The 21,716-nt window shown below is 70.1% G+C and carries 29 protein-coding genes and 1 pseudogene; 16 read left to right on the top strand and 14 right to left on the bottom strand.

Going from position 1 to position 21,716, the window contains the following annotated elements; genetic code table 11:
* Positions 1–45: 45 nt before the first annotated feature.
* Complete coding sequence (locus AB0F13_RS22570; protein WP_362085114.1) at positions 46–591, top strand: DUF1990 domain-containing protein; 546 nt, start codon at positions 46–48, stop codon at positions 589–591.
* Here AB0F13_RS22570 and AB0F13_RS22575 read toward each other — a convergent pair.
* The 3 genes from AB0F13_RS22575 to AB0F13_RS22585 all read right to left on the bottom strand — a co-directional run bounded on the left by AB0F13_RS22575 (position 557) and on the right by AB0F13_RS22585 (position 2,881).
* Positions 557–1,189, bottom strand: coding sequence for a VTT domain-containing protein (locus tag AB0F13_RS22575; protein WP_362085117.1), 633 nt, complete (start codon positions 1,187–1,189; stop codon positions 557–559). The genes AB0F13_RS22570 and AB0F13_RS22575 overlap by 35 nt on opposite strands.
* A gap of 303 nt (positions 1,190–1,492) precedes the next feature.
* On the bottom strand, positions 1,493–1,981 hold the full coding sequence (locus AB0F13_RS22580; protein ID WP_362085120.1) for a DoxX family protein: 489 nt from the start codon (positions 1,979–1,981) through the stop codon (positions 1,493–1,495).
* A gap of 231 nt (positions 1,982–2,212) precedes the next feature.
* The gene (locus AB0F13_RS22585) at positions 2,213–2,881 is read right to left on the bottom strand and encodes an HNH endonuclease family protein (RefSeq protein WP_362085123.1); all 669 of its coding nucleotides are present in this window, start codon (positions 2,879–2,881) and stop codon (positions 2,213–2,215) included.
* Between the two features lie 310 nt (positions 2,882–3,191).
* Between AB0F13_RS22585 and AB0F13_RS22590 the strand changes: the two genes are divergently transcribed.
* Positions 3,192–3,926 (top strand): ABC transporter permease, encoded by a 735-nt coding sequence (locus tag AB0F13_RS22590; RefSeq protein WP_362085211.1) that lies wholly within the window; start codon positions 3,192–3,194, stop codon positions 3,924–3,926.
* A gap of 200 nt (positions 3,927–4,126) precedes the next feature.
* The gene (locus AB0F13_RS22595) at positions 4,127–4,708 is read left to right on the top strand and encodes a TMEM165/GDT1 family protein (protein WP_362085126.1); all 582 of its coding nucleotides are present in this window, start codon (positions 4,127–4,129) and stop codon (positions 4,706–4,708) included.
* 3 nt (positions 4,709–4,711) lie between these two features.
* On the opposite strand, the gene AB0F13_RS22600 is transcribed toward AB0F13_RS22595, so the two are convergent.
* The 4 genes from AB0F13_RS22600 to AB0F13_RS22615 form a co-directional block, all read right to left on the bottom strand.
* A complete protein-coding gene (locus tag AB0F13_RS22600) occupies positions 4,712–5,368 on the bottom strand; it encodes a hypothetical protein (protein ID WP_362085129.1) in 657 nt (218 codons plus the stop codon).
* Positions 5,369–5,510: 142 nt separating this feature from the next.
* Positions 5,511–5,939: a DUF6255 family natural product biosynthesis protein gene (locus tag AB0F13_RS22605; RefSeq protein WP_362085132.1), complete on the bottom strand. Its 429-nt coding sequence runs from the start codon at positions 5,937–5,939 to the stop codon at positions 5,511–5,513.
* Positions 5,936–6,073, bottom strand: a complete 138-nt coding sequence (locus AB0F13_RS22610; RefSeq protein WP_362085135.1) for a hypothetical protein — start codon at positions 6,071–6,073, stop codon at positions 5,936–5,938. Before AB0F13_RS22610 ends, AB0F13_RS22605 begins: the two co-directional genes overlap by 4 nt.
* Before the next feature lie 187 nt (positions 6,074–6,260).
* Positions 6,261–7,040 (bottom strand): GntR family transcriptional regulator, encoded by a 780-nt coding sequence (locus AB0F13_RS22615; protein WP_362085138.1) that lies wholly within the window; start codon positions 7,038–7,040, stop codon positions 6,261–6,263.
* A gap of 18 nt (positions 7,041–7,058) precedes the next feature.
* Between AB0F13_RS22615 and AB0F13_RS22620 the strand changes: the two genes are divergently transcribed.
* From AB0F13_RS22620 to AB0F13_RS22630, 3 genes are all read left to right on the top strand, one after another.
* Positions 7,059–7,526 (top strand): NUDIX domain-containing protein, encoded by a 468-nt coding sequence (locus AB0F13_RS22620; protein ID WP_362085141.1) that lies wholly within the window; start codon positions 7,059–7,061, stop codon positions 7,524–7,526.
* A 67-nt stretch (positions 7,527–7,593) separates the two neighbouring features.
* Complete coding sequence (locus tag AB0F13_RS22625) at positions 7,594–7,893, top strand: winged helix-turn-helix domain-containing protein (protein ID WP_362085144.1); 300 nt, start codon at positions 7,594–7,596, stop codon at positions 7,891–7,893.
* Between the two features lie 106 nt (positions 7,894–7,999).
* Positions 8,000–8,329 carry an antibiotic biosynthesis monooxygenase gene (locus AB0F13_RS22630; RefSeq protein WP_362085147.1) on the top strand — a complete coding sequence of 110 codons (330 nt, stop codon included), beginning with the start codon at positions 8,000–8,002 and terminating at the stop codon, positions 8,327–8,329.
* A 230-nt stretch (positions 8,330–8,559) separates the two neighbouring features.
* Here the strand turns inward: AB0F13_RS22630 and AB0F13_RS22635 are convergent, their stop codons facing one another.
* Positions 8,560–9,045: a ricin-type beta-trefoil lectin domain protein gene (locus AB0F13_RS22635; protein WP_362085150.1), complete on the bottom strand. Its 486-nt coding sequence runs from the start codon at positions 9,043–9,045 to the stop codon at positions 8,560–8,562.
* Positions 9,046–9,413: 368 nt separating this feature from the next.
* Here AB0F13_RS22635 and AB0F13_RS22640 point away from each other — a divergent pair, with 368 nt between their 5' ends.
* The 3 genes from AB0F13_RS22640 (at position 9,414) to AB0F13_RS22650 (ending at position 12,009) form a co-directional block, all read left to right on the top strand.
* The gene (locus tag AB0F13_RS22640) at positions 9,414–9,692 is read left to right on the top strand and encodes a polyprenyl synthetase (protein WP_362085153.1); all 279 of its coding nucleotides are present in this window, start codon (positions 9,414–9,416) and stop codon (positions 9,690–9,692) included.
* On the top strand, positions 9,682–10,737 hold the full coding sequence (locus AB0F13_RS22645; RefSeq protein ID WP_362085156.1) for a polyprenyl synthetase family protein: 1,056 nt from the start codon (positions 9,682–9,684) through the stop codon (positions 10,735–10,737). Before AB0F13_RS22640 ends, AB0F13_RS22645 begins: the two co-directional genes overlap by 11 nt.
* Positions 10,738–10,845: 108 nt before the next feature.
* Positions 10,846–12,009, top strand: coding sequence for an oxygenase MpaB family protein (locus tag AB0F13_RS22650; protein ID WP_362085159.1), 1,164 nt, complete (start codon positions 10,846–10,848; stop codon positions 12,007–12,009).
* 9 nt (positions 12,010–12,018) lie between these two features.
* Here the strand turns inward: AB0F13_RS22650 and AB0F13_RS22655 are convergent, their stop codons facing one another.
* Together AB0F13_RS22655 and AB0F13_RS22660 are read right to left on the bottom strand one after the other, a co-directional pair.
* Positions 12,019–12,993 carry a helix-turn-helix domain-containing protein gene (locus tag AB0F13_RS22655; RefSeq protein WP_362085162.1) on the bottom strand — a complete coding sequence of 325 codons (975 nt, stop codon included), beginning with the start codon at positions 12,991–12,993 and terminating at the stop codon, positions 12,019–12,021.
* 77 nt (positions 12,994–13,070) lie between these two features.
* Complete coding sequence (locus AB0F13_RS22660) at positions 13,071–13,703, bottom strand: AAA family ATPase (protein ID WP_362085164.1); 633 nt, start codon at positions 13,701–13,703, stop codon at positions 13,071–13,073.
* Positions 13,704–13,780: 77 nt separating this feature from the next.
* On the opposite strand from AB0F13_RS22660, the gene AB0F13_RS22665 reads away from it, so the two are divergent.
* The 3 genes from AB0F13_RS22665 to AB0F13_RS22675 are packed head-to-tail and all read left to right on the top strand — an operon-like array spanning position 13,781 to position 14,546.
* Entirely contained in the window at positions 13,781–13,972 is a 192-nt protein-coding gene (locus tag AB0F13_RS22665; RefSeq protein ID WP_362085167.1) for a hypothetical protein, read from the top strand.
* A 12-nt stretch (positions 13,973–13,984) separates the two neighbouring features.
* Positions 13,985–14,200 carry a hypothetical protein gene (locus tag AB0F13_RS22670; RefSeq protein WP_362085169.1) on the top strand — a complete coding sequence of 72 codons (216 nt, stop codon included), beginning with the start codon at positions 13,985–13,987 and terminating at the stop codon, positions 14,198–14,200.
* Positions 14,181–14,546 (top strand): hypothetical protein, encoded by a 366-nt coding sequence (locus AB0F13_RS22675; RefSeq protein WP_362085172.1) that lies wholly within the window; start codon positions 14,181–14,183, stop codon positions 14,544–14,546. The genes AB0F13_RS22670 and AB0F13_RS22675 overlap by 20 nt, the downstream gene beginning before the upstream one ends.
* A gap of 99 nt (positions 14,547–14,645) precedes the next feature.
* On the opposite strand, the gene AB0F13_RS22680 is transcribed toward AB0F13_RS22675, so the two are convergent.
* The gene (locus tag AB0F13_RS22680) at positions 14,646–15,305 is read right to left on the bottom strand and encodes an HAD-IA family hydrolase (RefSeq protein WP_362085175.1); all 660 of its coding nucleotides are present in this window, start codon (positions 15,303–15,305) and stop codon (positions 14,646–14,648) included.
* Positions 15,306–15,592: 287 nt separating this feature from the next.
* Between AB0F13_RS22680 and AB0F13_RS22685 the strand changes: the two genes are divergently transcribed.
* The gene (locus AB0F13_RS22685; RefSeq protein WP_362085178.1) at positions 15,593–17,665 is read left to right on the top strand and encodes a DHA2 family efflux MFS transporter permease subunit; all 2,073 of its coding nucleotides are present in this window, start codon (positions 15,593–15,595) and stop codon (positions 17,663–17,665) included.
* Between the two features lie 84 nt (positions 17,666–17,749).
* On the opposite strand, the gene AB0F13_RS22690 is transcribed toward AB0F13_RS22685, so the two are convergent.
* Positions 17,750–17,974, bottom strand: coding sequence for a GNAT family N-acetyltransferase (locus tag AB0F13_RS22690; RefSeq protein WP_362085181.1), 225 nt, complete (start codon positions 17,972–17,974; stop codon positions 17,750–17,752).
* 161 nt (positions 17,975–18,135) lie between these two features.
* Here AB0F13_RS22690 and AB0F13_RS22695 point away from each other — a divergent pair, with 161 nt between their 5' ends.
* Positions 18,136–18,393, top strand: a complete 258-nt coding sequence (locus AB0F13_RS22695; RefSeq protein ID WP_362085184.1) for a hypothetical protein — start codon at positions 18,136–18,138, stop codon at positions 18,391–18,393.
* Between the two features lie 101 nt (positions 18,394–18,494).
* On the opposite strand, the gene AB0F13_RS22700 is transcribed toward AB0F13_RS22695, so the two are convergent.
* Entirely contained in the window at positions 18,495–19,520 is a 1,026-nt protein-coding gene (locus tag AB0F13_RS22700) for a peptidoglycan-binding domain-containing protein (protein ID WP_362085186.1), read from the bottom strand.
* A 191-nt stretch (positions 19,521–19,711) separates the two neighbouring features.
* Positions 19,712–19,915, bottom strand: a pseudogene (locus tag AB0F13_RS22705) (antibiotic biosynthesis monooxygenase); the annotation flags it as partial.
* A 31-nt stretch (positions 19,916–19,946) separates the two neighbouring features.
* Between AB0F13_RS22705 and AB0F13_RS22710 the strand changes: the two are divergent.
* Positions 19,947–20,807, top strand: a complete 861-nt coding sequence (locus tag AB0F13_RS22710; protein ID WP_362085189.1) for a recombinase family protein — start codon at positions 19,947–19,949, stop codon at positions 20,805–20,807.
* Complete coding sequence (locus AB0F13_RS22715) at positions 20,689–21,582, top strand: recombinase family protein (protein WP_362085214.1); 894 nt, start codon at positions 20,689–20,691, stop codon at positions 21,580–21,582. Before AB0F13_RS22710 ends, AB0F13_RS22715 begins: the two co-directional genes overlap by 119 nt.
* Positions 21,583–21,716 lie beyond the last annotated feature (134 nt).

The following is a 21,716-nucleotide window of genomic DNA, read 5'->3' on the forward strand; positions in this document are numbered from 1 at the left end:
GGCCCGGTTCCCCTGGGGGACCGGGCCGTCGCCCATACTGGCGCCGTGACCGACAGGCTCAGCTACCCCGAGGCCGGCGCCACCGCCGGTGACACCCTGCCCGGCGGCTACCACCACCTGCGCGTGACCACCCGTGTCGGCCACGGCCCGGCCGACTTCCGGGCCGCCGCCGACGCCGTCCTCACCTGGCGGATGCACCGTGCCATGACGGGCGTGCGCATCCCCGCCGGTACCCCGGCCGCCGCGCCCGGCGTCACCGTGACGCCCGCCCTCGGCTTCGGGCCCCTGAGCGTGTCCGGGACGTGCGAGGTGGTGTGGACCGCGCGGGAGGAGCGGCGGGCCGGCTTCGGGTACGGGACGCTGCCCGGGCACCCGGAGCGCGGTGAGGAAGCGTTCGTCGTGAGGATCGACGAGGCGGGGGACGTCACGCTGACGGTCCTGGCCTTCAGCCGGCCCGCACGGTGGTTCACCCGTGCCGCGGGTCCCGTCGTACCGCTTGTCCAGCGGGCGTACGCGCGCGAATGCGGGCGCGCTCTGCGCAGGGTGGTGCGCCGCCCTACTGGGCTTTCCGCTCCTCCGGGCGGCGCATGAAGAACACCGCGCCCGATCCGGCCGCGCAGAGCGCCAGCACCGAGACGGCCGTGCTGAGCCAACTCGCGCCCAGCCACTGGCCGCCGAAGTAGCCCAGGCTGACGCTGTACGCCGCCCATGTCAGGCCCGCCAGTGCGGACCAGGGGAGGAATTCGGCCACCCGGCGGTGCATGACGCCCGCGCCGAGGCTGACCACCGAGCGCCCGGCGGGCGCGAAGCGTGCGAGGACGACCAGCGGGCCGCCGCCGCGCAGCAGGGCCGTACCGAGCCTGGCCTGGGCGGCGGTGAGGCGGCGGGAGCGGGAGATGGCGCGGTCGAAGCGGTCGCCGCCGCGCCAGGCGAGGCGGTAGGCGACCATGTCGCCGAGCACGGACGCGGTGGCGGCGCACATCACAAGTGCGAACATGTCGGCGAAGCCCGCGTGGCCGGGGGCCGCCTCGTCCACGGCGCCCGCGGCAGATCCTGCGGCGGCGGTCGCCGCGGCGATCACGAGGACCCCGCTCGGCAGCACCGGAAGGAAAACATCCAGGAGTACGGACAGGCCGACGATCACGTATATCCATGGGGTGTCGGCCAACGCCCCCAACTGCTCCAGCACGTCCTGATCTCCCGGTACGGTCCCCCGCCGCGACGTCGCAGGGGAGCGGCAGGGGCGGCCTTCACAACCGTACAGCGTACGCCTGGGGCGGATGGGGAACGGGCGTGGGGCCCGCGATGTTGTTCGAATCACGCGCCGGAGGCGGGCGGGGCCGCTCATCAGAGGATCAGTCAGCTCACGTGCCGACAGGGGCCCGGCGGCATCCGGACCCCTGTCTCTTGCGCATCACGTGTCTCTTGCGTGTCACGTGCCTCTTGCGCGTCACGCGGGCGTGCTCGGCCGGGCCGGCCCGCGCGCCCGCGGTCAGCCCTGCTTGGCCCGGCCGATGAAACGGTCAAGCGACAGCGCGCCGGGACCGGTGAAGACCAGCAGCAGGAACGCCCAGCAGAACATCGCGGACGACTCGCCGTGGTTCTGTATCGGCCACAGCGCCTCGCTCTGGTGCACGTCGAAGTACGCGTACGCCATCGAACCCGAGGAGATGAAGGCCGCGGAGCGCGAGCCGACGCCGAGCAGTACCAGCACACCGCCCACGAGCTGGATCACGGCCGCGTACCAGCCGGGCCAGGTGCCCGCCGAGATGGTGCCGCCGTTGCTGCCGACGGCTCCGCCGAGTACACCGAAGAGGGAAGCGGCGCCGTGGCAGGCGAAGAGCAGGCCGACGACGATGCGGAAGAGGGACAGGACGTACGGGCGGACCGCGTCGAGACGCTCGGTGAGCGTCGGGGCGGCCGCGGCCGGGGCGGACTGCCCGGTGGCCGGGGAGGTGGCCGCCGTGGGCGAGGGGGGCATGGGTCGGGCTCCTCGTGTCGGGGACAGGAAACGACGAGGGCACAAGGTTAGGCCCGCCTAATGAATACTTGCAAGTTCAAGTTTCTTGATTTCTTGCTGTGCAACACGCTTTTAACGAGCCGCCTGCATTCTCGCCGGGGCGTGCGTGAAGGGCCTCCCTCCGAGGTGAGGGAGGCCCCGTGTGCTCCTGCGTGCCGGCCGGCGGCCGTTCGGCGACCGGTCAGCAGCCGGTCAGCAGCCGTTGAGGATGCCGGTCAGGGCGTTCTTTTCGGCGGAGTCCACGGTCAGCTTGTAGTCGTACTTCACCGCGACCCACATCCGGGCGTACGTACAGCTGTAGGACTTCAGCGGCGGCATCCACTGCGCCGGGTCCTTGTCGCCCTTGGCCTGGTTGACGCGGTCGGTGACCGCTATCAGCTGCGGCCGGGTGAGGTCGTTGGCGAACGCCTTGCGCTGCTCGGTCGTCCACTTGTCGGCGCCCGAGCGCCACGCCTGCGCCAGCGGTACGACGTGGTCGATGTCGATGTCCTGGGCGTCGTGCCAGGTGCCGCCGTCGTAGGGGGAGACCCAGGTGCCCGAGACGGCCGCGCACTTCTCGTCCTGCTGCACGTCCTGCCCGTCCCGCTTGAGCACGACCTCACGGGTGTTGCACTGCCCGGACTGCGTGGCCCAGTGGGGGAACTTCGCCCGGCTGTAGCCGTCCATCGAGCCCTCGGAGGCGACCGTCAGCTTGCCCAGGTACGTGCGGGCCGTGGCGGCGTCCGGCGGGGTGGGCGGCGCGGCCTGGGCCGCGGGGCCGTTGAGCACGAGCGCGCCGACCAGGGCGGTGAGCCCCAGGCCGGCGGTGGTACGACGCGCGTAGACGCCGCGCAGGACCGAGGGGACACGCAGTCCGGACATGGGAACTCCCTTGAGGGTGAGGGGGTACGAGCCGCTGAAGCGCGGCCCAGCATCGCGGCGCCGGGTATCAGGGGGGTGGTCGCCAGGTGACAGGATGGCGACGCGAGCATGCCAAAACAAGGGTTTGTGTACGTGAGATGTGCCCGTGCGGCGAGGGAGTTGGCGGAGCCCGGGACTCCGGATGCGTGTTTCTGACACGCCGCCAGCCACGCGCCCACGGTGGGGCGTTCGCCGGCCGTAGGGTGTGCGCGTGCTCGCCGCCGACGCCCTGCTGCCCGCCAACGGCACCCTCGCGGTCGTCCTCGCCGTGATGCTGGCCGTCGCCGTGACCGTCGCGGCCCTCGCCCGCCTGGCCGACGCCAGGGAGCGCGGTTACGCCCGCGCGATCGCCCTGGCCGGGCTGCGCGCCGCCGTCCAGCTGGCCGCCGTCTCCGCGCTCATCGGATGGGTGGTACGGGCCGTTCCGCTGCTCCTGGCCTTCCTGGGGCTGATGTTCGCCGTGGCCGTACGCACCGCCGGGCGCCGCATCACGGACAACCGCACCTGGTGGCGGGCGGCCCTGCCCATCGCCGCGGGCGTCCTGCCGGCCGTCCTCACGCTGCTGCTCACCGGGCTCGTGCCGCTCAAGGGCGTCGCCCTCATCCCCGTCACCGGCATTCTCATCGGCGGCGCCCTGACCGGGACCGTGCTCTCCGGCCGCCGCGCGCTCGACGAGCTGCACACCCGGCACGGCGAGGTCGAGGCGGGCATGGCGCTGGGCCTGCTGCCCCGCGAGGCCCGGCTGGAGATCGCCCGCCCCGCCGCCTCGGACGCCCTGCTGCCGGGCCTGGACCAGACGCGGACCGTGGGCCTGGTCACCCTGCCGGGCGCGTTCGTGGGCATGCTGCTGGGCGGTGCGTCCCCGGTGCTGGCGGGCGTGGTCCAGCTGTTCGTGCTGGTCGCGCTGATGGCCGTGCAGGTGGTGGCGGTCGCGGTCGTACTGGAACTGGTCGCGCGCGGCCTTCTGCACCGATCCCTTACCCTGGTGGGAGCAGAAGGGGAGTAGCTCTTCGCCGGACCGTCGACATACTGCTGGGCCTCGCGCCCGGCCGGCGCCCGGAGGCCCGTCATTCGCGGTGGGCCAGCGAGACCTTCGGCCGCAGTGTCCACGACGCTGCCGTGCCGAAGCGACCCCTGATTCCTTTCCACAGGTCACTTGTTCCGGTGCGGCAGCCTCACCGCCCACCGACAGAGGAAACCACCCCTGTGTTCAGCTTCACCGTCGCCGCCCTCGTCTTCGGCGTGATCTTCCTGGCCGAGCTGCCGGACAAGACGGCCCTCGCCGGCCTGATGCTCGGCACCCGCTACCGCGCCTCGTACGTCTTCGCCGGCGTCGCCGCGGCCTTCCTCGTCCACGTCGCCCTGGCCATCGCCGCCGGCAGCGTGCTGACGCTGCTGCCGCACCGGCTCGTCCAGGCGGTGGTCGGCGTCCTCTTCCTGGCGGGCGCGGCGATGCTGCTCTTCAAGAAGGACGACGAGGACGAGGAGATCACCGACCCCGCCGACCAGTCCTTCTGGAAGGTCTCCGGCGCGGGCTTCATGCTGATCCTGGTCGCGGAGTTCGGCGACCTCACCCAGATCATGACCGCCAACCTCGCCGCCCGCTACGACGACCCGGTCTCCGTCGGCACCGGCGCGGTCCTCGCGCTGTGGACGGTGGCCGGGATCGGCATCCTGGGCGGGAAGACGCTGATGCGCTACGTACCGCTGAAGCTGATCACGAAGGTGGCGGCACTGGTGATGCTGGCCCTGGCGGGCTTCAGCCTGTACGAGGCGGTGGCGGGCTGAGCCCTATCGGGGAGAGCCGTCCAGCAGGTTGGTGATCAGTTTCCGCAGTCGCCCCTCGCGGACCGTCTCGACGCCGTGCACCAGCTGGGCACCGTAGACGACGGCGGTACCGGCGGGCGGCGCACTGGTCCAGCGCGTGCGCGGGATGCCGCTCAGCGCGGCGACGGCCTGCGGGCCCGCGTGATGGGATATCTCCCGCACGAACCGCGTACCGGGAGCGAACCCACTGCCCGGCCCCGCGGTCACCCCGGTCCACAGCGCGTCCGACGAACACGTGTCGACGTAGAACTCGCCGCCCCGCTCGGCATCCTGCAGATGGAACGCCACCCGCGCCACCCGCTGCGGCCGGCTCTCCGGGTCGCTCACCCCGTGCACGTGCGGGTCGATCCGGTCGCCCGGCCGCAGGTCGTGGTAGTCCCAGGGCGTCACCCCGGCGACGGAAGGGAACACCCGGTGAATGGCAGGCATGGCCCGTCCGACGGCGCCGGCCAGGATCTCCTGGACCTCGTCCGGCGGAACCATCCCGTCACTGGGCCGTGCGGGGACCCAGCGGGTCGTTTCCAGATGATCGTCCAGCAGCTTGATCACCTGCGAGGTCTCGTCGGGGGTGAGGAACCCCTCGATGGTGTGGACGGCCAGCGTCTCGGTCATGTGGATCATGCGGTGACTACTCCTCTCGCGGAGCGGTGCGGAGCGTTTCCGTCAGCGATTCCACTGCGGTGCGGTGCGGTTGCCAACCGCCCGTGCACGCGCGACGGAAGCACCGGGGCGCACGCGCGGGCGCGCCGGGGGCGCACGACCTTCAGGGCTTCGCCCTGCTGCTGCGGTGGTTCGCTTCGCGCACTTTGGCGCGCAGGTCGGCGTGGCGGCGGTGGGCGTTGCCTTCCAGGGCACCTGCACAGGTGAGGGTCGGCCCGTGGAGCGCGGTGCGCTCGGGGAGCTCCAAGGCCAGGCCGGGTGGCCGGTAGTCGAGGATGCGCCGGGTTCCGCACCGGGTGCAGGACCCGACTCCGTCGGCGGTGGTCCAGGCGGGTGGCGGGTGTGCACAGTCAACGGGTGAACGGTCGTCCGGCGGCGCTGCGAAGGCGAGCTGCTCGGCCGCCCCTTCGAAGGGGAGCGGACGGCCCGGCGCCGACGCAGGCCGACGGGAGCGCCGGCTCAACGCACACCCGACGAGGTGCAGGAAGAGGAGCGCGCAGACCATGGTCAGGGCGGCATGAGTGGCCGTCATGAGTGCGCCGCCCGCAGGTGCCGCCCCATGGCCGTGACCATCGCCTCGGCCAGGCGCTTGTTGCCCTGGTGTACGGCGGCGTAGCGCTTGGCCTTGATTTCTTTGCACTGAGCGCAGGGCTGAAGCTGGGGCACGTGCCCTTCACTCCGGAGTGCCGAGGAAGGAGGAACGTCACCGGAAAGGTGTTGCATGGATTCTCCTGACCGTGGAGGCAACTCTTATACTCATGTACATGAGTACAAGTTAAGAGTGGCGCGCCTGCCGCCCCTCAGTCAACCCGTAAGGGAGAGCGTGACGTTGGGCTACCGAGTCGCTGACGTGTCAATCGCTGGCGGCAATCCGGTACTCCAGGACGAAGTGGTCTGCAGCCATGACCGTGTCGCAGATCTCGATCACTCTGCCGTCACTGGTCACCGCATCTCGCACGAGGTGGATCACCGGAGAGCCTGGACTGAGCCGTAGAGCTGATGCCTCTTGCTTCGTGGCAAGGCGAGCCCGCACGGTTTCAACAAACTCGTCGAGGCGGTGGCCATTCTCTTCAAGGCGGGCGTAGATGCCGCCGTCGCCGGGGTTCTGGCTGAGCAGTGCAGGGATGACCTCCGTGAGCGCCCAGGGCAGGTACGAAGCGGCCTCCTCGGTGGGCGTGCCGTTGCTGAAGTACCGCCGACGCCGGGCGAGAACCTTCGCTCCTGCCGTCACACCCATGCGCTCCGCAACCTCAGGGGGTGCGTTCACCGGGCCCACGTAGAGGACTTGAACGCTTGGCTTGTGACCTGCTTGCTCCGCCTCGGCCAGGTAGGCTGCCTTCCCGCTTCTGCGATGGGAGCGACGGAACCGGTCAGAAGACTTCCGGCGGACGGGCGGCAATCTCTTCACATACGAGCCACGCCCATGGTGGGTGTCCACCAGCCCGGCTGTGCGCAGCTCGGCAATCGCCTTGCGCACCGTCCCCTGCGAGACGCCGTAGCGTTCCATCACTTCGGACTCGCTGGGCATCTGAACACCCGGGCCAAGAACGCCCACGCGGATCTGCTCTGCCAGGTCGCCCGCGATCTGCAGATAGCGCGGCTTGCCTGAGTCTCGCGAGATCTCGTTCCCCATGAGCCTGCTCGCCCTCCTATGCTCATCCGCATGAGTACAGCGGCCCAGTCTGGCAGGTCCACGCCCCTCCACTCGGTCTCGGTGGCGGGAGCTGTCGTGCGCCACGACGGGCGTGTCCTCGCGATCCGGCGGGCTGACAACGGGCACTGGGAACTCCCGGGCGGCGTACTGGAGATCGACGAGACGCCGGAGGACGGCGCGCGCCGGGAAGTGCTGGAGGAGACCGGAATAGAGGTCAGCGTGGACCGTCTGACCGGCGTCTACAAGAACATGGCCCGGGGGATCGTCGCCCTTGTCTTCCGCTGCCGGCCGGTCGGCGGCACGGAGCGAGTCTCGGGGGAGTCGGCGGCGGTGTCGTGGCTGACGCCGGAAGAGGTGGCTGCCACGATGGCTGAGGCATACGCCGTGCGCCTGCTCGACGCCCTCAGTGACGACACTCCGCATGTGCGCGTCCACGACGGCCGTCGGCTCGTGACGGCCGGCTGAGCTGCGCGGCACGTAGGCCCGCTCGCGCAGTGGAACCGGCCGACTCCAGTGCTCTAGGTTGACTGCCATGGCAGATGTGCAGCGCACTTCGCCCGTTGATCCGACCCGGGCGGCCTACGTCTACATGCAGGTGGCAGATCACATCGCGGCCCGCATAACAGCCGGTGAACTGCGCCTGGGTGCCCGCCTGCCGGGCGAGCGCGACCTGGCCGAGGAGTACGGCGTGGCGATCGGCACGGCCCGCCGCGCCATCCAGGAACTGCGGGACCGCGGTCTGCTGGTCACCCTGCCCGCCAAGGGAACCTTCGTCGCCGAGCAGCGGCCGGATGGGCTGGGCGTGGACGTCGGCGGGAGTCAGCGGTCTTGAGCGGTTGCGGGCTGACGGCCTGTTCGGCTGATGCCCAGCCGCACCGAACCCACTCCCGGACCGGTCGTGGTCTGGCACCCTTGACGCGGACCAGAGGGGGATGCCCATGACCGCGGGCTTCGGGCTTGTCGTGCGTTTCACGCTGCGGGATGCGGCTGCCGCCGCCGCGTTCGACGAGCTGGTGTCGCAGACGCTGGATGGGATCAGGGAGCACGAAGCCGGCACGGTGGTGTACGTCAATCACCGTGTGCCGGGCGAGCCGACTGTGCGGGTCTTCTACGAGCTGTACGAGAGCCGCGCCGCGTTCGATGCCCATGAGCAACAGCCGCACGTCCAGCACTTCCTCGTGGCTCGCGAGCAGCACGTGACGGCGACCGAGGTGACCCTCCTGGAGAGCGTGGACGGCAAAGTCCCGGAGGCCCCGGCAGGGCCGTAACCCTCAGTCGAACCGGGTGTGCCGCGAGCCCGCCCCAACGTACGCCGTAGGCGCCCCCGCCCGCTCCGAGCCTCGCGGGCACCCGCCCGCTCCGGGCCCCGCTGGCACCCTCTCGCTCGTCCTCCGGCGCCGTCGGCTGCTGAGGGAGGCCGCACGGCACGTGTGACCTGCCGCACCGCAAAGGCCCAGGTCGTCGAGGCGGACCTGGGCCTGAGGCGTCATCGGAAGGATCAGTGGGATCCCTTCCAGATGTAGTAGGCGTCATCCTCGGTGCGGTCCTGGGTGGAGTAGACGGCGTCCTTGGTGCGGCTCGTCCTCAGGAGAGAGTCGTTGCGACCTCCGGGCAGGCCCTGGATCTTGTATGCGGCGGCGTCGTACCTCCACTGCTGGCCTGTCGCCGAACTGTTGCAGGTGCTCATCCAGACCTTGTTGAGGGCCGACTTGTTGTCGGTCATCAGGCAGCGGCCGGTAGCCCGGTTCTTGAGCTGGTTGTAGTCGCCGCTGACGCCGATCCAGTCCCACTGCTGGTGCGAGCCGCCATTGCAAACGGTCGCGTAGGCGGCATCGGTGACCCCGGCGGTCAGGCAGGTGCCGAACTGCCCGTTCTTGAACGTCCAGTAGGTGGGCGCCGCCTGAGCGGAGGCCGGAAACAGAAGTGCGGCGCCGGCGACGATGGCGCCGGCGGCCGTCACAGTGGCAAGACGTCGTGTCCTCAAGGCATTCCCCTTGTCGAAGTTGACGGTCGACCGTGTCGACCCGCGCATCAGCCTGCCGGGACGCGCGCGGCGTGTCGTGAGCGCAGAGTCGACACTTGCCTGGCAATGCGTCCACTGGGAGCGTGGGTCAGTCAGTGGGTCAGTCATTAGGCACCTTGGTCTGTGCCGGAGACCTCGGTCGCCGTGCCATCGGAAGCTCGAGCGGCAGGAAAGCGCCGGTGCGGGACTGCAGCAGCCGCGATTCGTACGGGCAAGCGATGTGACCACTCGATCGTGACTTCCTCCCCTCCCATGCCCGGTGTGTCGTGATGCTGGGAAGAACGGCGTGTAACCGGCGCCGCCCGGAAGTGCTGTGGGTGGGGAGCGGCATGACGCAAGAAGCGGGACGGCGCGGGGGCCTGGACGAGCGGGCGGTCCTGCTGATGGCCGGGCTGGCCGATCTGGCGGTGAGCACGATGGGTTCGGCCCTGGGGACGGTACGGGGGCTGCTGCGCCGCTCGGACGCCGCGGAGCTGGCGGCGGAGGCCGAGCGTGATCTGATGGCGCGCGGGCGCCTGGTGCTGGACCGGTACGCGGCGGTACCCCCGGCCCACCTGGAGATCCTCGCCCGGCACGCCCTGGCCCGGCAGGCCGGCGATGACGTCTGACCGGTGGGAGCCGTCCGCGTTCAAGACCCGCGTCGACGAGGTATTACACCCGTTCGCCGCCCAGGAGGCCGGCCGGTTCGCGGCGATCGACCCGGTCCTGGGCCCGGTGGCCGAGCAGCTGGAGGCTGCGGTCGCGGACGGCAAACGGATGCGGGCGGCGTTCTGTTACTGGGGCTGGCGCGCGGTAGGACAACCGGACAGCGACGCGCTGGTACGGGCGGCGGCATCCATGGAGCTGGTGCATGCCGCCGCGGTCGTGCACGACGACCTCATCGACGACAGCGCGTTACGGCACGGCCGTCCCACCGCACATATCGCTCTGCGCGGTGCCGTACGCCGCCGTCCGCGTGCCGTCGCCGCCGCCAGGTCGCTGGCGATGCTGGTGGGAGACCTGTTGATGGGGTTGGCCGGGCAACTGTTCGCCACCAGCGGTCTGCCCGCCGCGTATCTGGCCCGGGCCCGCCCGCTGTGGTCGGTACTGGCCCGGGAGCTGATCGCGGGCGAGTGCCTGGAGATCCTGCGTACCGGAGCCGAGCCGGACACCACGGCGTCGCTGAAGGTGATCCGGTACAAGACCGCCAAGTACACCGTCGAGCAGCCCCTGCTGATCGGCGGCGCCCTGGCCGGGGCCGGCGGGCGGCTGCGCGAGGGCTACTCCGCCTACGGGCTGCCGCTGGGCGAGGCATTCCAGCTGCGGGACGACCTGCTCGGCCTGTTCGGAAACCCGGAACGCACCGGCAAGGACAACGCCGACGACGTACGCGGCCACCGGCCCACGGCCCTGCTGGCGGAGACCTGGCGCATCGCCGGTGATGACGACCGGGAGCAGCTCCGCGCCCTCCTGGGCCGACGCGACCTGGACGGGGACGGTCTGCACGCGGTACGGGAGGTGATGCGCCGGCTGAAGACCCCCGACCGGGTCGAGGACATGATCACCGCCCGGGTCGAGGAAGCCCTCGGCGCCCTCCACGAGCTGCACGTACCCCCGCACGCCGCCGCTGCCCTGACCGCGCTGGCGCACTCGGCGGCCGTCCGCCTGTCCTGACCCTCGCACAGGGGCGGCGCAAGCCCGTGCCGTCCCCGGCCAGACCCTCCCGCCTGTCGTGGACCCCCCGTGGGAGACAGAACCCCGTGGGAGACAAGGAGCCCTGCCATGAACTGCACCGAGGCATCGATGGACGCCCTGCGGCAGGCCGGTGACGAACTCGCCGACACCACCGTCGCCGCACTCTTCGAACGCGGGGAGGTGGGCAAGTTCAACACGCTGATGCGCTACGTCTCCACCGCGGGCGCTCCCCTGCCGGACGGGCTGCCCGATGTCGCCCGGGAGTACCTTCAGGCCACGAGTGTCCCGCCGGCCTGGGTCGACTGGGGGGAGATGGAGAAGGCCCGGCTGTTCTTCATCGACAACAACGTGCACATCTCCACCGCCCTGTCCTTCGCCGCCATGCCCGCCTGCTACGTCGTCCCGCACGTGGCGAAGCTCCTGTCGGCGACCCATGGGCTGCAGTACCCCTCCAAACGGATGTCGGAGACCGGCCAGTTCACCGTCTACCTGATGCAGCCCGGCGCCTTCGAGGCCGGCAGCCGCTTCATCCCCGCCGCCCAGAAGGTCCGCCTCCTGCACGCCTCCATCCGCCACCACCTCGAACGCGAGGGCCGGTGGGACACCGGCGTGCTCGGAACGCCGATCTGCCAGGAGGACTTGATCGGCGGACAGATGTTCTTCTCCCTGCTCGTGCTGGACAGCCTGGACCGCCTCGGCATCCACATGACGGCGGAAGGCGCGGAAGCCTACTACTACGCCTGGCGCGTGGTCGGTGCCATGCTCGGCGTCGACCAGGACGCCGTTCCCAAGTCTCTCGAAGAGGCCCGCCAGTTCCTCGACCTGTACATGATCCGGCACATGGGGCCTTCCGAGGAAGGCACGCACCTGACCCGGCAGCTCATCGACCTCTACGAGGAGGTCGTACCCGGGACCTTCTTCGACCCGATCGTCTCCGCTCTTATCCGCCACCTGATCGGCGACACCTGCGCCGACTGGCTCCAGGTGCCCCGCACCGCTTGGGACACCGTCGTCAAGGCCGTGCCCCACCTTCTCGGCGTCCTGGAGACCATCGAGGACCGCTCCCCCCTCGGCGCCTGGGCCCTGGACCGCCTCGGCCACCTCACCACCATCTTCGAACTGTCCTCTCTCACCCGCGGACGCGTCATGCACTACGCCATCCCCGAACAGCTCAAAAAGGAGTACGGCATCTCCAACCCGGTGTCCCGCACCCGCCGATGGACTCCGCCCGCCTCCACCGTCTCCCACTGAGACACGCTCCTAGCCCCGGCCGGCGTGGGCGCGGTGGCGGAAGTCGGTGGGCGGGACGCCGTAGGCGCTGCGGAAGGCGCGGGTGAAGTCCGTGGCGCGGGGAAAGCCCCAGCGGGCGGCGATCGCGTGGACGGGGATGCCGCGCTGCGCGGGGTCGGCGAGGTCGTGGCGGGCGTGGTGGAGCCGCTGGCGGCGGATCGAGGCGGCGACCGTTTCGCCCTCGTCCTGGAAGAGGCGGTGCAGATAGCTCGTCGATATGTGGTGCGCGGCGGCGACCGTGCGCGGGGTCAGCTGCGGATCGTGCAGGTGGCGCTGGATGAAACCCCGGATGCGAGTGACCAGGACCCGTTGGCGGGTCTCCGGTGGCAGTGAGCGGTCGGCGTCCAGGCTGTGCGCGAACAGCGCCGCGACCAGGTCGGTCAGCACCGTCGCCAGGCGGGGCCCGTCGGCCGGCCGGTAGGAGGTGGCGTCTCCCTCCAGCCGGGTGAGGAACTGCGCCAACAGGGCGCCGATTCCTTCCCGCCCGGACATCGGCCGCCCCGTCAGGCGGCCGGCCTCGCTGCGGGGCAGTGGCAGCAGCGCGTGGGGAATCGCGATGGCCAAGGTGGTAATCGGCTTCCGACCGGTCCAGATCTCGTGCGACTGCGAGGAGTCGACGCATTGGAAGTCGTACGCGCGGTAGGCGAATCTCTGCCTGCCGCAGGTCATTTCTCCCTCCCCGCCCAGCAGGAGGGAGACGTGGTAGAGCCCGGGGTCGGACCGGCGGATCAGCCGTGGTGTCCTTTGCACGAGCACCGGCTGGAAGGTCGACGACGACACCGACATCGCGCCCAGGCCGATGAGCCGCTGATGCGCCCGGAAGTCCGATGCGTGGTCGCTGCTCAGATCAATGGGTGCGTGGGTCCGGCCCATACGTTCGCGCCAGCGGTCGAACCGCTCGGCCACCGGTAGTTCCTCACTTCGGAACACGTCCTCGCTCAGCATGTGCGGTCTCCTTGACCGCGTGTCGTCATCACGCTTCGCCACCAGGTAATCATCGAAACCGCTCCTTGCCGGTGCCCTCAGTCGAACCGGATGTGCCGCGCCCCCGTCCACGTACGCCGCAGGCGCCCCCGCAGCGCGCTGTCCGTGTCCGGGGCGAGGGTCAGGCCGGCCGAGGCGGCGATGTGGTCGGCGACCCGGGGGACCGGGCGGTCGTCGGTCCATACGTGTTCGGCGAATTCGGGGGCGCGCAGTCGCTCCAGGCACAGGTCGAGTTTCGACACGGCGAAGCTCTCGCGGCGCAACGGGGCGTCCTTCCCGGCGATGAGCCGCACCGCGTGCCCGAAGCCGCGCTCGCGCAGCCGGCGCAGCACCGTCCGGCGGTCGGCCAGCAGCGCGAAGTGCCGGACGTCGTGGCCGCGGTCCCGCAGCCGGCCGACGGTCTCGCGGAAGTACGCCGGTTCCACGACCGTCATCGGTGCGATCACCGTGCCGTGGTGCCGGGTCAGGGCGAGGTCGAGCACCTCGTACACGCCCTGCCGCCAGGCCGGGAGGTCCTGGAAGTCTGCGCGCAGAGCCGGAGGGGTCATCCGGTGCAGGCCGAAGCCCACGTGTTCGGGGTCGCAGATGACGCTGCCGGGGAGCCGTCGCCGCAACTCGTGCGCGGTCTGTGTCTTGCCGCCGCCGAAGGGGCCGTTGATCCACAGGAGCATGCACGGACCTTACGGCCTATCGTGAGAGGTGGGACAGCTACTCATCTCGAAGAGGCTCGAAGAAGGGGGTGGCTGCCATGGCTGGTCGTGGCCGCAGCGAGGTCGAGGCGGAGATAAAGGAGACGCTGGGACTCGTCCCGCACTTCATCGCCGGCATCCCCGACGACCTGCTGGATTACGAGTGGGAGATCTTCAAGAAGATCGAACTGGGCGAGACCCTGATTCCGAACAAGTACAAGGAACTCATCGGGATCGCCCTGCAGCTCTAAGGCCTGAGAACGATGCAGCTGGAGTGGGCCCGCCCCGGCGTGCTGCGCATCACCTCGCACGCCTACGAATTCGCGGCGCTGATCGCGGCGGCGCGGTTCGTCGTCGAGTCCGCTCCGGACGGGATCCCCGAGGAGGCGCTGGAGCAGATGCGGCGCGTCCTGGGGGAGTACGACGCGCAGCTGTCCGGCTTGCGTGAGAGGAGCAGCCATGACGTCGACGACACGTGAGGGAACACCGGTCGCGATCTCGGACGAGGGCATCGATGTGCGCTCGCAGGAGATGGGCGGGGGCATGAGCGTGATGTACATGCAACTGGCCAAGGGCACGGACCTCGGACCGGCCCTCAAGGGCCTGCCCGACGACCTCTGCCAGTGCCCGCACTGGGGTTTCCTGGCCAAGGGGCGCGTCAAGGTCCGGACGAAGCAGGGCGAGGAGACATACGAGGCGGGGCAGGCGTTCTACTGGGCGCCGGGGCATGCGCCCGAGGCTCTTGAGGACAGTGAGTTCATTGAGTTCTCACCGACCAAGGAGCTCGACGAGGTCGTCTCCCACGTCAAGGCGCAGATGGGGTGACCGCCTGACCCGTCCGACCCGCCTGCCTCCGACCCTGGCCGACCCCGGCCGGCCCCGGACAGGCCGTCCCCGCTGTCCCTCAGACCGTCCTGCTGTCCCTCAGCCCGCCGTCGTGATCCGCAGTGTGATCCCGCCGTCCGCGGACGTCTCGATGAGTACGTGACTCAGGTCCGCCACCGACACGTCGGGCGCGTGGGCCGCCGCGCGGGGACCCACTCCGACGACGCGCATGCCCGCTGCCTTTCCGGCGGTGATGCCGGCCTCGGAGTCCTCGAAGACGATGCAGTCCTCGGGGGCGAAGCCGAGCTCGGCCGCGCCCTTGAGGAAGCCCTCCGGGTCGGGCTTGCTGGCACCGACGCACTCCGCGGTGACGCGGACCTGCGGCATCGGCAGGGCGGCGGCGCCCATGCGGGCCTCGGCCAGGGCGCGGTCGGCCGAGGTGACCAGGGCGTGCGGCAGGGCGGCGAGGGCGGCCATGAAGGCGGGGGCGCCGGTTATGGGGACGACGCCGTCGACGTCGGCCGTCTCGGCCGCCAGCATGCGCCGGTTGTCCTCGTGGTTGAGCTCCATGGGGCGGTCCGGGAGGAGGACGGCCATGGTGGCGTAGCCCTGGCGGCCGTGGACGATCTTCATGGCCTCGTCGGCGTCGAGGCCGTGCTCCTCGGCCCAGCGGCGCCAGCAGCGCTCGACGACGGCGTCGGAGTTGACGATCGTGCCGTCCATGTCCAGGAGCAGGGCGCTTGCCGTGAGCGTGAGCATCGGTGGACTCCAGAGCGCTGCGGAAGAAGCTGCGAGGAAGAGCTTCGGAAGAAGGCAAGCGGCTCCGCCCGCCGGTCAGGGAGTGCGGGCGGAGCCACTTTGTTTATCAAAGATACAAACGGACCGCGGTAAAAGCCAACGGCCCTGGTCGGCGGGGCTTCCGCCGAGCGGGCCGGTGCCCGGCCGAGGCAGCCAATGGCCTACCCCAGCGGGCCGGGAACGCCTGCCCGGATCACCATGTACGCAGGAAGCGGAACCGATACCCCGGCACCCGAGGAGAGCTCCCCATGGCCCAGGACACCCCGGGCCCCGCGGTGGCCGCGGAGCCCGTGCCCGTGCCCGGCGAGGGGCAGCCCACGAGCAGCGTGCGCGTCGCCATCGGCGCGCTGCTGCTCGGCATGCTGCTGGCCGCCCTCGACCAGACCATCGTCTCCACCGCCCTGCCGACGATCGTCAGCGATCTCGGCGGCCTGGAACACCTGTCCTGGGTCGTCACCGCCTACATGCTGGCCTCCACCGCCGCCACCCCGCTGTGGGGCAAGCTCGGCGACCAGTACGGGCGCAAGAAGCTCTTCCAGACGGCCATCGTCATCTTCCTCATCGGCTCGGCGCTGTGCGGCCTCGCCCGCAACATGCCCGAGCTGATCGGCTTCCGCGCCCTGCAGGGCCTGGGCGGCGGCGGCCTGATGGTGCTGTCGATGGCGATCGTCGGCGACATCGTCCCGCCCCGCGACCGCGGCCGCTACCAGGGGCTGTTCGGCGCGGTCTTCGGCGGTACGAGCGTTCTCGGGCCGCTGCTCGGCGGACTGTTCGTCGACCACCTCAGCTGGCGCTGGGTGTTCTACGTCAACCTGCCCATCGGCATCGTCGCGCTGCTGGTCATCGCCGCCGTCCTGCACATCCCGGTCGACCGGACCCCGCACCGCATCGACTACCTCGGCACCTTCCTCATCGCCGCCGTCGCCACCTGCCTGGTGCTGATGACCTCGCTCGGCGGCACCACCTACCCCTGGTCGTCCTGGCAGATCATCGGCCTCGGCGTCCTCGGCGTGGCGCTGCTGGTGCCCTTCCTGCTCGTCGAGCGGCGCGCGGCCGAACCCGTACTGCCACTGGGGCTCTTCCGCGTCCACACCTTCGCGCTCTGCTCGGTGATCGGCTTCGTCGTCGGCTTCGCGATGTTCGGGTCGATGACCTACCTGCCGACCTTCCTGCAGATCGTCCACGGCGTCTCACCGACGATGTCCGGCGTGCACATGCTGCCGATGGTGGCCGGAATCCTGATCGCCTCGACCGCCTCCGGCCAGATCGTCAGCCGCACCGGCCGCTACAAGGTCTTCCCCATCGCCGGCACCGCCGTGATGGCCCTCGGCCTGCTCCTGCTCCATCAGCTCAGCCCATCCATCAGCACCACCGAGATGAGCCTGTACTTCTTCGTCTTCGGCTTCGGGCTCGGCCTGGTCATGCAGGTGCTCGTGCTCATCGTGCAGAACTCCGTCGGGTACGAGAACCTCGGCGTCGCCACCTCCGGCGCGACCTTCTTCCGCTCCATCGGCGCCTCGTTCGGCGTCTCCATCTTCGGCACGATCTTCGCCAACAAGCTCGGCCCGCGCATCGCCGGCGCCCTGGCCGGCGTCCCCCTGCCGCCCGGCGTCACCCCCGGCAGCCTGCAGGCGGACCCGCGGGCCGTGGACCACCTCCCGCCGGCCCAGCGGACCGGCGTCCTCGCCGCCTACTCCCAGTCGATCACCGACGTCTTCCTCTACGCCGTGCCGCCCGCGCTCGTGGCCTTCGCCCTGGCCTGGCTGCTCAAGGAGGAGCCGCTGCGCGCCAGCGTCACCGCGCCCGACACCAGCGAGGTCATCTCCAGCAACCCCGTGGAGCGCTCCTCGCGCGACGAATGCGCCCGCGCGCTGTCCGTGCTGGGCAACCGCGAGGGCCGCCGCAGGATCTACACGAAGGTCAGCGAACGGACCGGGCTCGGCCTCCTGCCCGCCGCCGCCTGGATGCTGCTGCGCATGAAAAGGGACGGGCACGTCGAGCCCTCCTTCCTCGCCGAGCGCATGGACGTACCGCTGCGGGTCGTCACCGAGGCGGGGCGCCAGCTGGAGACACGCGGGCTGGCCGCGCGCGAGGGGCTGCGGCTCCTGCCCACGGACGAGGGCCGACGGGAGGCGGACCGGCTCTTCCGGGCCCGGGAGGAGATGCTGGCGGAGCTGCTGGGCGACTGGTGGACCGCCAAGGACCGGCCCCACGACCTGGAGGCGCTCGTGCACCAGCTGAACCAGGAGCTGTGCGGCTCGGACGCGGAGCAGCCGCGCGACGGCGGCCCGGCGGAGGTGAAGCCCGACCACCGGCGGTAGGGCGGCGCCGGTGGTCCGGCGCCGTCGGCGGAGGGACAGTGGGACCGCACCCTGCGACAGCGCCGTGGGCACGACGCGGCCGTCTCAGCCCAACTCCTTGCCCAGCCACACCTCCGAGTACACGTCGCCCTCCTTGTACGGGGCGGTCTCCGCGAAGCCGTGTCGCGCGTACAGCGCCCGGGCCTCCGCCAGATCCCGCCGGGTCTCCAGGACGATCCGCCCCGCACCCCACTCCCGCGCGGCCGCCTCCGCCGCCCCGAGCAACGCCGCCGCCCCGCCCGTACCGCGCCGGCCGGCCCGTACGAACATGCGGGGCAGCCCCGTTCACCTGCCGCCCGGACGAGGTCCGGACAGGACGCTGACCAGGCCGGACAGGAGTCCCGCCGTCCGGGACAGCCAGACCTGTTCCCCTGCCCTTCCGTGCCGCTCAGGATGACGACGACCGGAACCTCCGGACGTGAAGGGGAATCATGCGTACTCGTATCTGGCTCACCAGTGCCGCGATGGGCGCCGTCATGCTCGTCGGCGGTGTCGCCGCCACCGCACAGGCAGCTCCCGCGCCGTCCGGGACCGGCGCGGCATCCACCACAGTGATTCCGGGCTGGATCCCCGTCCCCGGCACTTACCCCAGCCTGAGGGCATGTCAGGCGGACGGGGAGAACTCCGCCCAGACCTGGAAGTGCGTGAGGCAGTCCAACGGCAGGTACAAGCTCTACGTGATGAACTGATCGCTCAGCGGGCCGGCCGGCGCGTGCACCTCACAGGTGCACGCGCCTCCTTCGGCACGGCCCGTTCGCCGAAGCCCGGAGCTCGCGCCGGCAGCCACTGGTCAGCGCCGGTCGTCCAGTGCCGTCACGCGGGGCTTGCACGACCAGTGACCGAAGTCCTTTGTGCGTTCCCAGACGGCCCGCCCGCGCTGGATGCTCCATTCGGGGTCCAGGGCCGTCGCCGGTACGGCACGGAGTTCCCGCAGTTCCAGGTCGGAGAACTGGAACAGACCCCACTCCCGGTTGCCGTCGCGATTGCCCCAGATCCACAGGGGGTCGAGCTGAGCCAGGCACCGCACGAGGCGCACCGCCGCATCCGGCTCTTCGGGGAACACCTCACGCAGCCGCCGCTCCACCTTCTCCGGCGGCCACATGGTGATTTTGAGGCTCTCCTTGTACAGCGCCTTCTTCGTGGGACCGTCCGCCATCGCGGTCACCGGTACCCCGGCGAACACCTGGAAGGCCGACAGCCGCATCTTCGTGTACGGGCCGAAGACGGCGTCGGCCGGAAGGTCGAGTCCGTGGTACTGGAGCCGCTTCTGCACCTCCTGGACGCACACATGGTGGTCGCCCTTGGACAGCGTCACGGAGCAGTCCTTCGACAGGAGCAAGGGTTGCCCGCCCGGGTCCGGATTGCCGGCGGGCGTTCCGGGCCGTGCCGCGCTCCGGTCCGAGCCCTCGAGAATGAGCAGGCACGCGCACGCCACCAGCACGAGAGCCGCTGCCACGACAGCGGTGAGGCGTGCGCTGCGTGGCAGGGGCGCGGCGCGGGAGACGGTCCGGGCGCGGCGGCCGGGCGGGCGCGCTTCCGCGGTGGCGATCCGGTCCCTGGCCTCCAGCCACGGGCCGACCTCGTGATCGTCCGCGCAGGCCCGGACGAACGCGGACAGCACCTCGGCGCGCGGCAGTGCCTCCCGGCGCAGGGCATCCGCCAGGGTGCTGCGCGCCAGAACCTCACCGCGCCCGGCGGCACGCTCCTCCAACTGCCGGTAGGTCAACCCGGACTGTTCCTTGAGCCGCCGCATCAGAGCGACGAACGAAGCCGCGTCCTGTGCCTCCTGCGGCGCCAACTCCCCCTGGCTCGCCATACCAAACATCCTTGCGACGGCCCAGGCCGCTTGGCAACGGTTGATTCAAGATCTGCCCGCCGCCGGTACGCGACTCCCGTCCGGCCGCGCGGGCGGGACCGCCGCAACGGTCATGGTGGCCGCGGAAGACACCGGCGGGTGGTCCTGGCGCCGGTGGCGCTCAGGACTCCCGTTCGGCGATCAGCTGAGGCTCACGCGCCCCCGGCCTTCGGCGCCGCCTGCTGCACGACCTCGAAGGACCACAGGGTCGAGCCGGAGGCGGCCGGACGCTGCTTGGGGGCACCCTCGCCGCCGCCCTGGTGCGCGGCCTTCACCGGGCCCTCCATCCACGCCTGGAAGTCCTCCTCGCTGCGCCAGCGCGTGTAGACGAGGTACTGGTCGGTGCCTTCCATGGGGCAGAGGGTAGTCAGATGTACCTTACGGCGCATGGACGCAGACCTCGTAGAGCGTGCGCAGTGGGGGAACTTAGAGCGGCAGAACTGGGCAGTACTTGTCCGGCTGTCCACAGAGGAGAGCGGCGACGGGGAGGCGGCTGAGGACGCGGTGAGCCCGGGCCAGCGCTTTCCGATGACCGGCCAGGACATCAGGAGCACCAAGGAGCAGGAGCGCGATGGTCGTCAGTTCGTGGAGAAGCGAGGGGGGACGCACGTCTATACCTACTTCGAGCCGGACACGTCGGCTTGGAGGAAGAAGCGCGTCCGACTGCCCGACGGGCGAGTGGTGTACCGCGTCGTCCGTCCCGTCTTCGAGGGGGCCTTGGAAGATCTGAAAAGTGGTCGAGCACCCAACGGCGAGCGTCTTGACGGACTGATCGTTTATGACATCGACCGTCTGACGCGGGACAACCGTCATCTGGAAGACGCTATCGACGTTGTGGAGCGGCACCGTCGCCCCATCATCGACATCACCGGCAGCCTGGACCTGCTGACGGACAACGGCCGCGCCACTGCTCGGGTGGTCGTGGCCATGGCCAACAAGCAGTCCGCCGACACTGCCCGCAGAGTGAGGCGCAAGCACCGGGCCCTGGAGCGGGAGGGCGTACCCACAGGCGGAGCCAGGCCCTTCGGGTGGAACAGCGACAAGCGAACCCTTCATCCCGAGGAATCCGAACACCTTCGGAGGGGAGCGCGCCGGATCCTGGGGTGGTGCTCCTGTCCGAGCGGTTGTCCTGGCTTGGGTCGAGGGCGGCGTCACATCCGCGCGTGGCAAACAGTGGACCGTGACCAAGCTGAAGAACGTTCTACGAAACCCGCGAATCTGTGGTTACAGGTCACGGAAGGTCCGTGAGGCCAACCCCAACACCGGTGGAGAGACAGAACGTTGGGAGATCGTCTATAGCGACGATGGCAGCCCGGTTCGCGGCCAATGGGAGAAAATCCTCGAAGTCGACGAGTGGTGGGCGCTGATGGAAGTCATCGGCGAGAGCGTGGAACCGGGGTTCGGGCATAATTCTCGAAAATACCTGGCGACTGGGACGCTGCGGTGCGACAAGGACGAATGTGGTGCGTCACATCGCGTACTCAAGGCACCCAAGAGCGCGAACAAGCCGGAAGGGTTTTTCTACTACGCTTGCCCCGACAAGGCGCAGGGGGGCTGCGGCGGCGGAACGAAAATTGCTGGCCCCGAGGCCGATGAGGCCATCAAGCAGTTGGTCATTGCTAAGTATGAGGAAGAGGCGGCAGCCAGAAAGGCTGAAGCGGTGCCCGAGACGTGGGAAGGGGAAGAGGAACTGAAGCGAGTCCGTGAGGACCTTGAAGAGGCGAAGGAAGCGCGCCAAGAGCGAATCCTGAGCAAGGAACGCTACTTCGCACTACTGCATGAGTACACGACCAAAGAACGCAGGCTGGAGCGAGACCGAAATCGCTGGATCAAGCAGCGCTACGCCGTCGGGGGAAAGCCGGTCGACCTGCGTGCGGACTGGGATGGGCTGACCTTGGTCGAGCGGAGGGCGTATGTGGAGCAGACCCTGACGGCAGTGCTCGTGGCGCCGGCCGTCGGCCGCGGTAAGCCTGTGCACACCCGGCTGACGCCGCTCTTTCGCTCCGAGGGCGAGTCGACCTGATCACTAGGCCGTGGTGGGCGGTGCCTTACCGCCTGGCTGCTTAGACGTCGTTTCATTTGGTGAGGCGGCGGTAGCAGATGAGGGCCCCGGCTATGCCTACGAAGGCGAGGAAGTGTTCGGCCTTGCGTTCGTAG

This window comes from Streptomyces sp. NPDC026206, assembly GCF_040638465.1.
GTDB lineage: Bacteria > Actinomycetota > Actinomycetes > Streptomycetales > Streptomycetaceae > Streptomyces.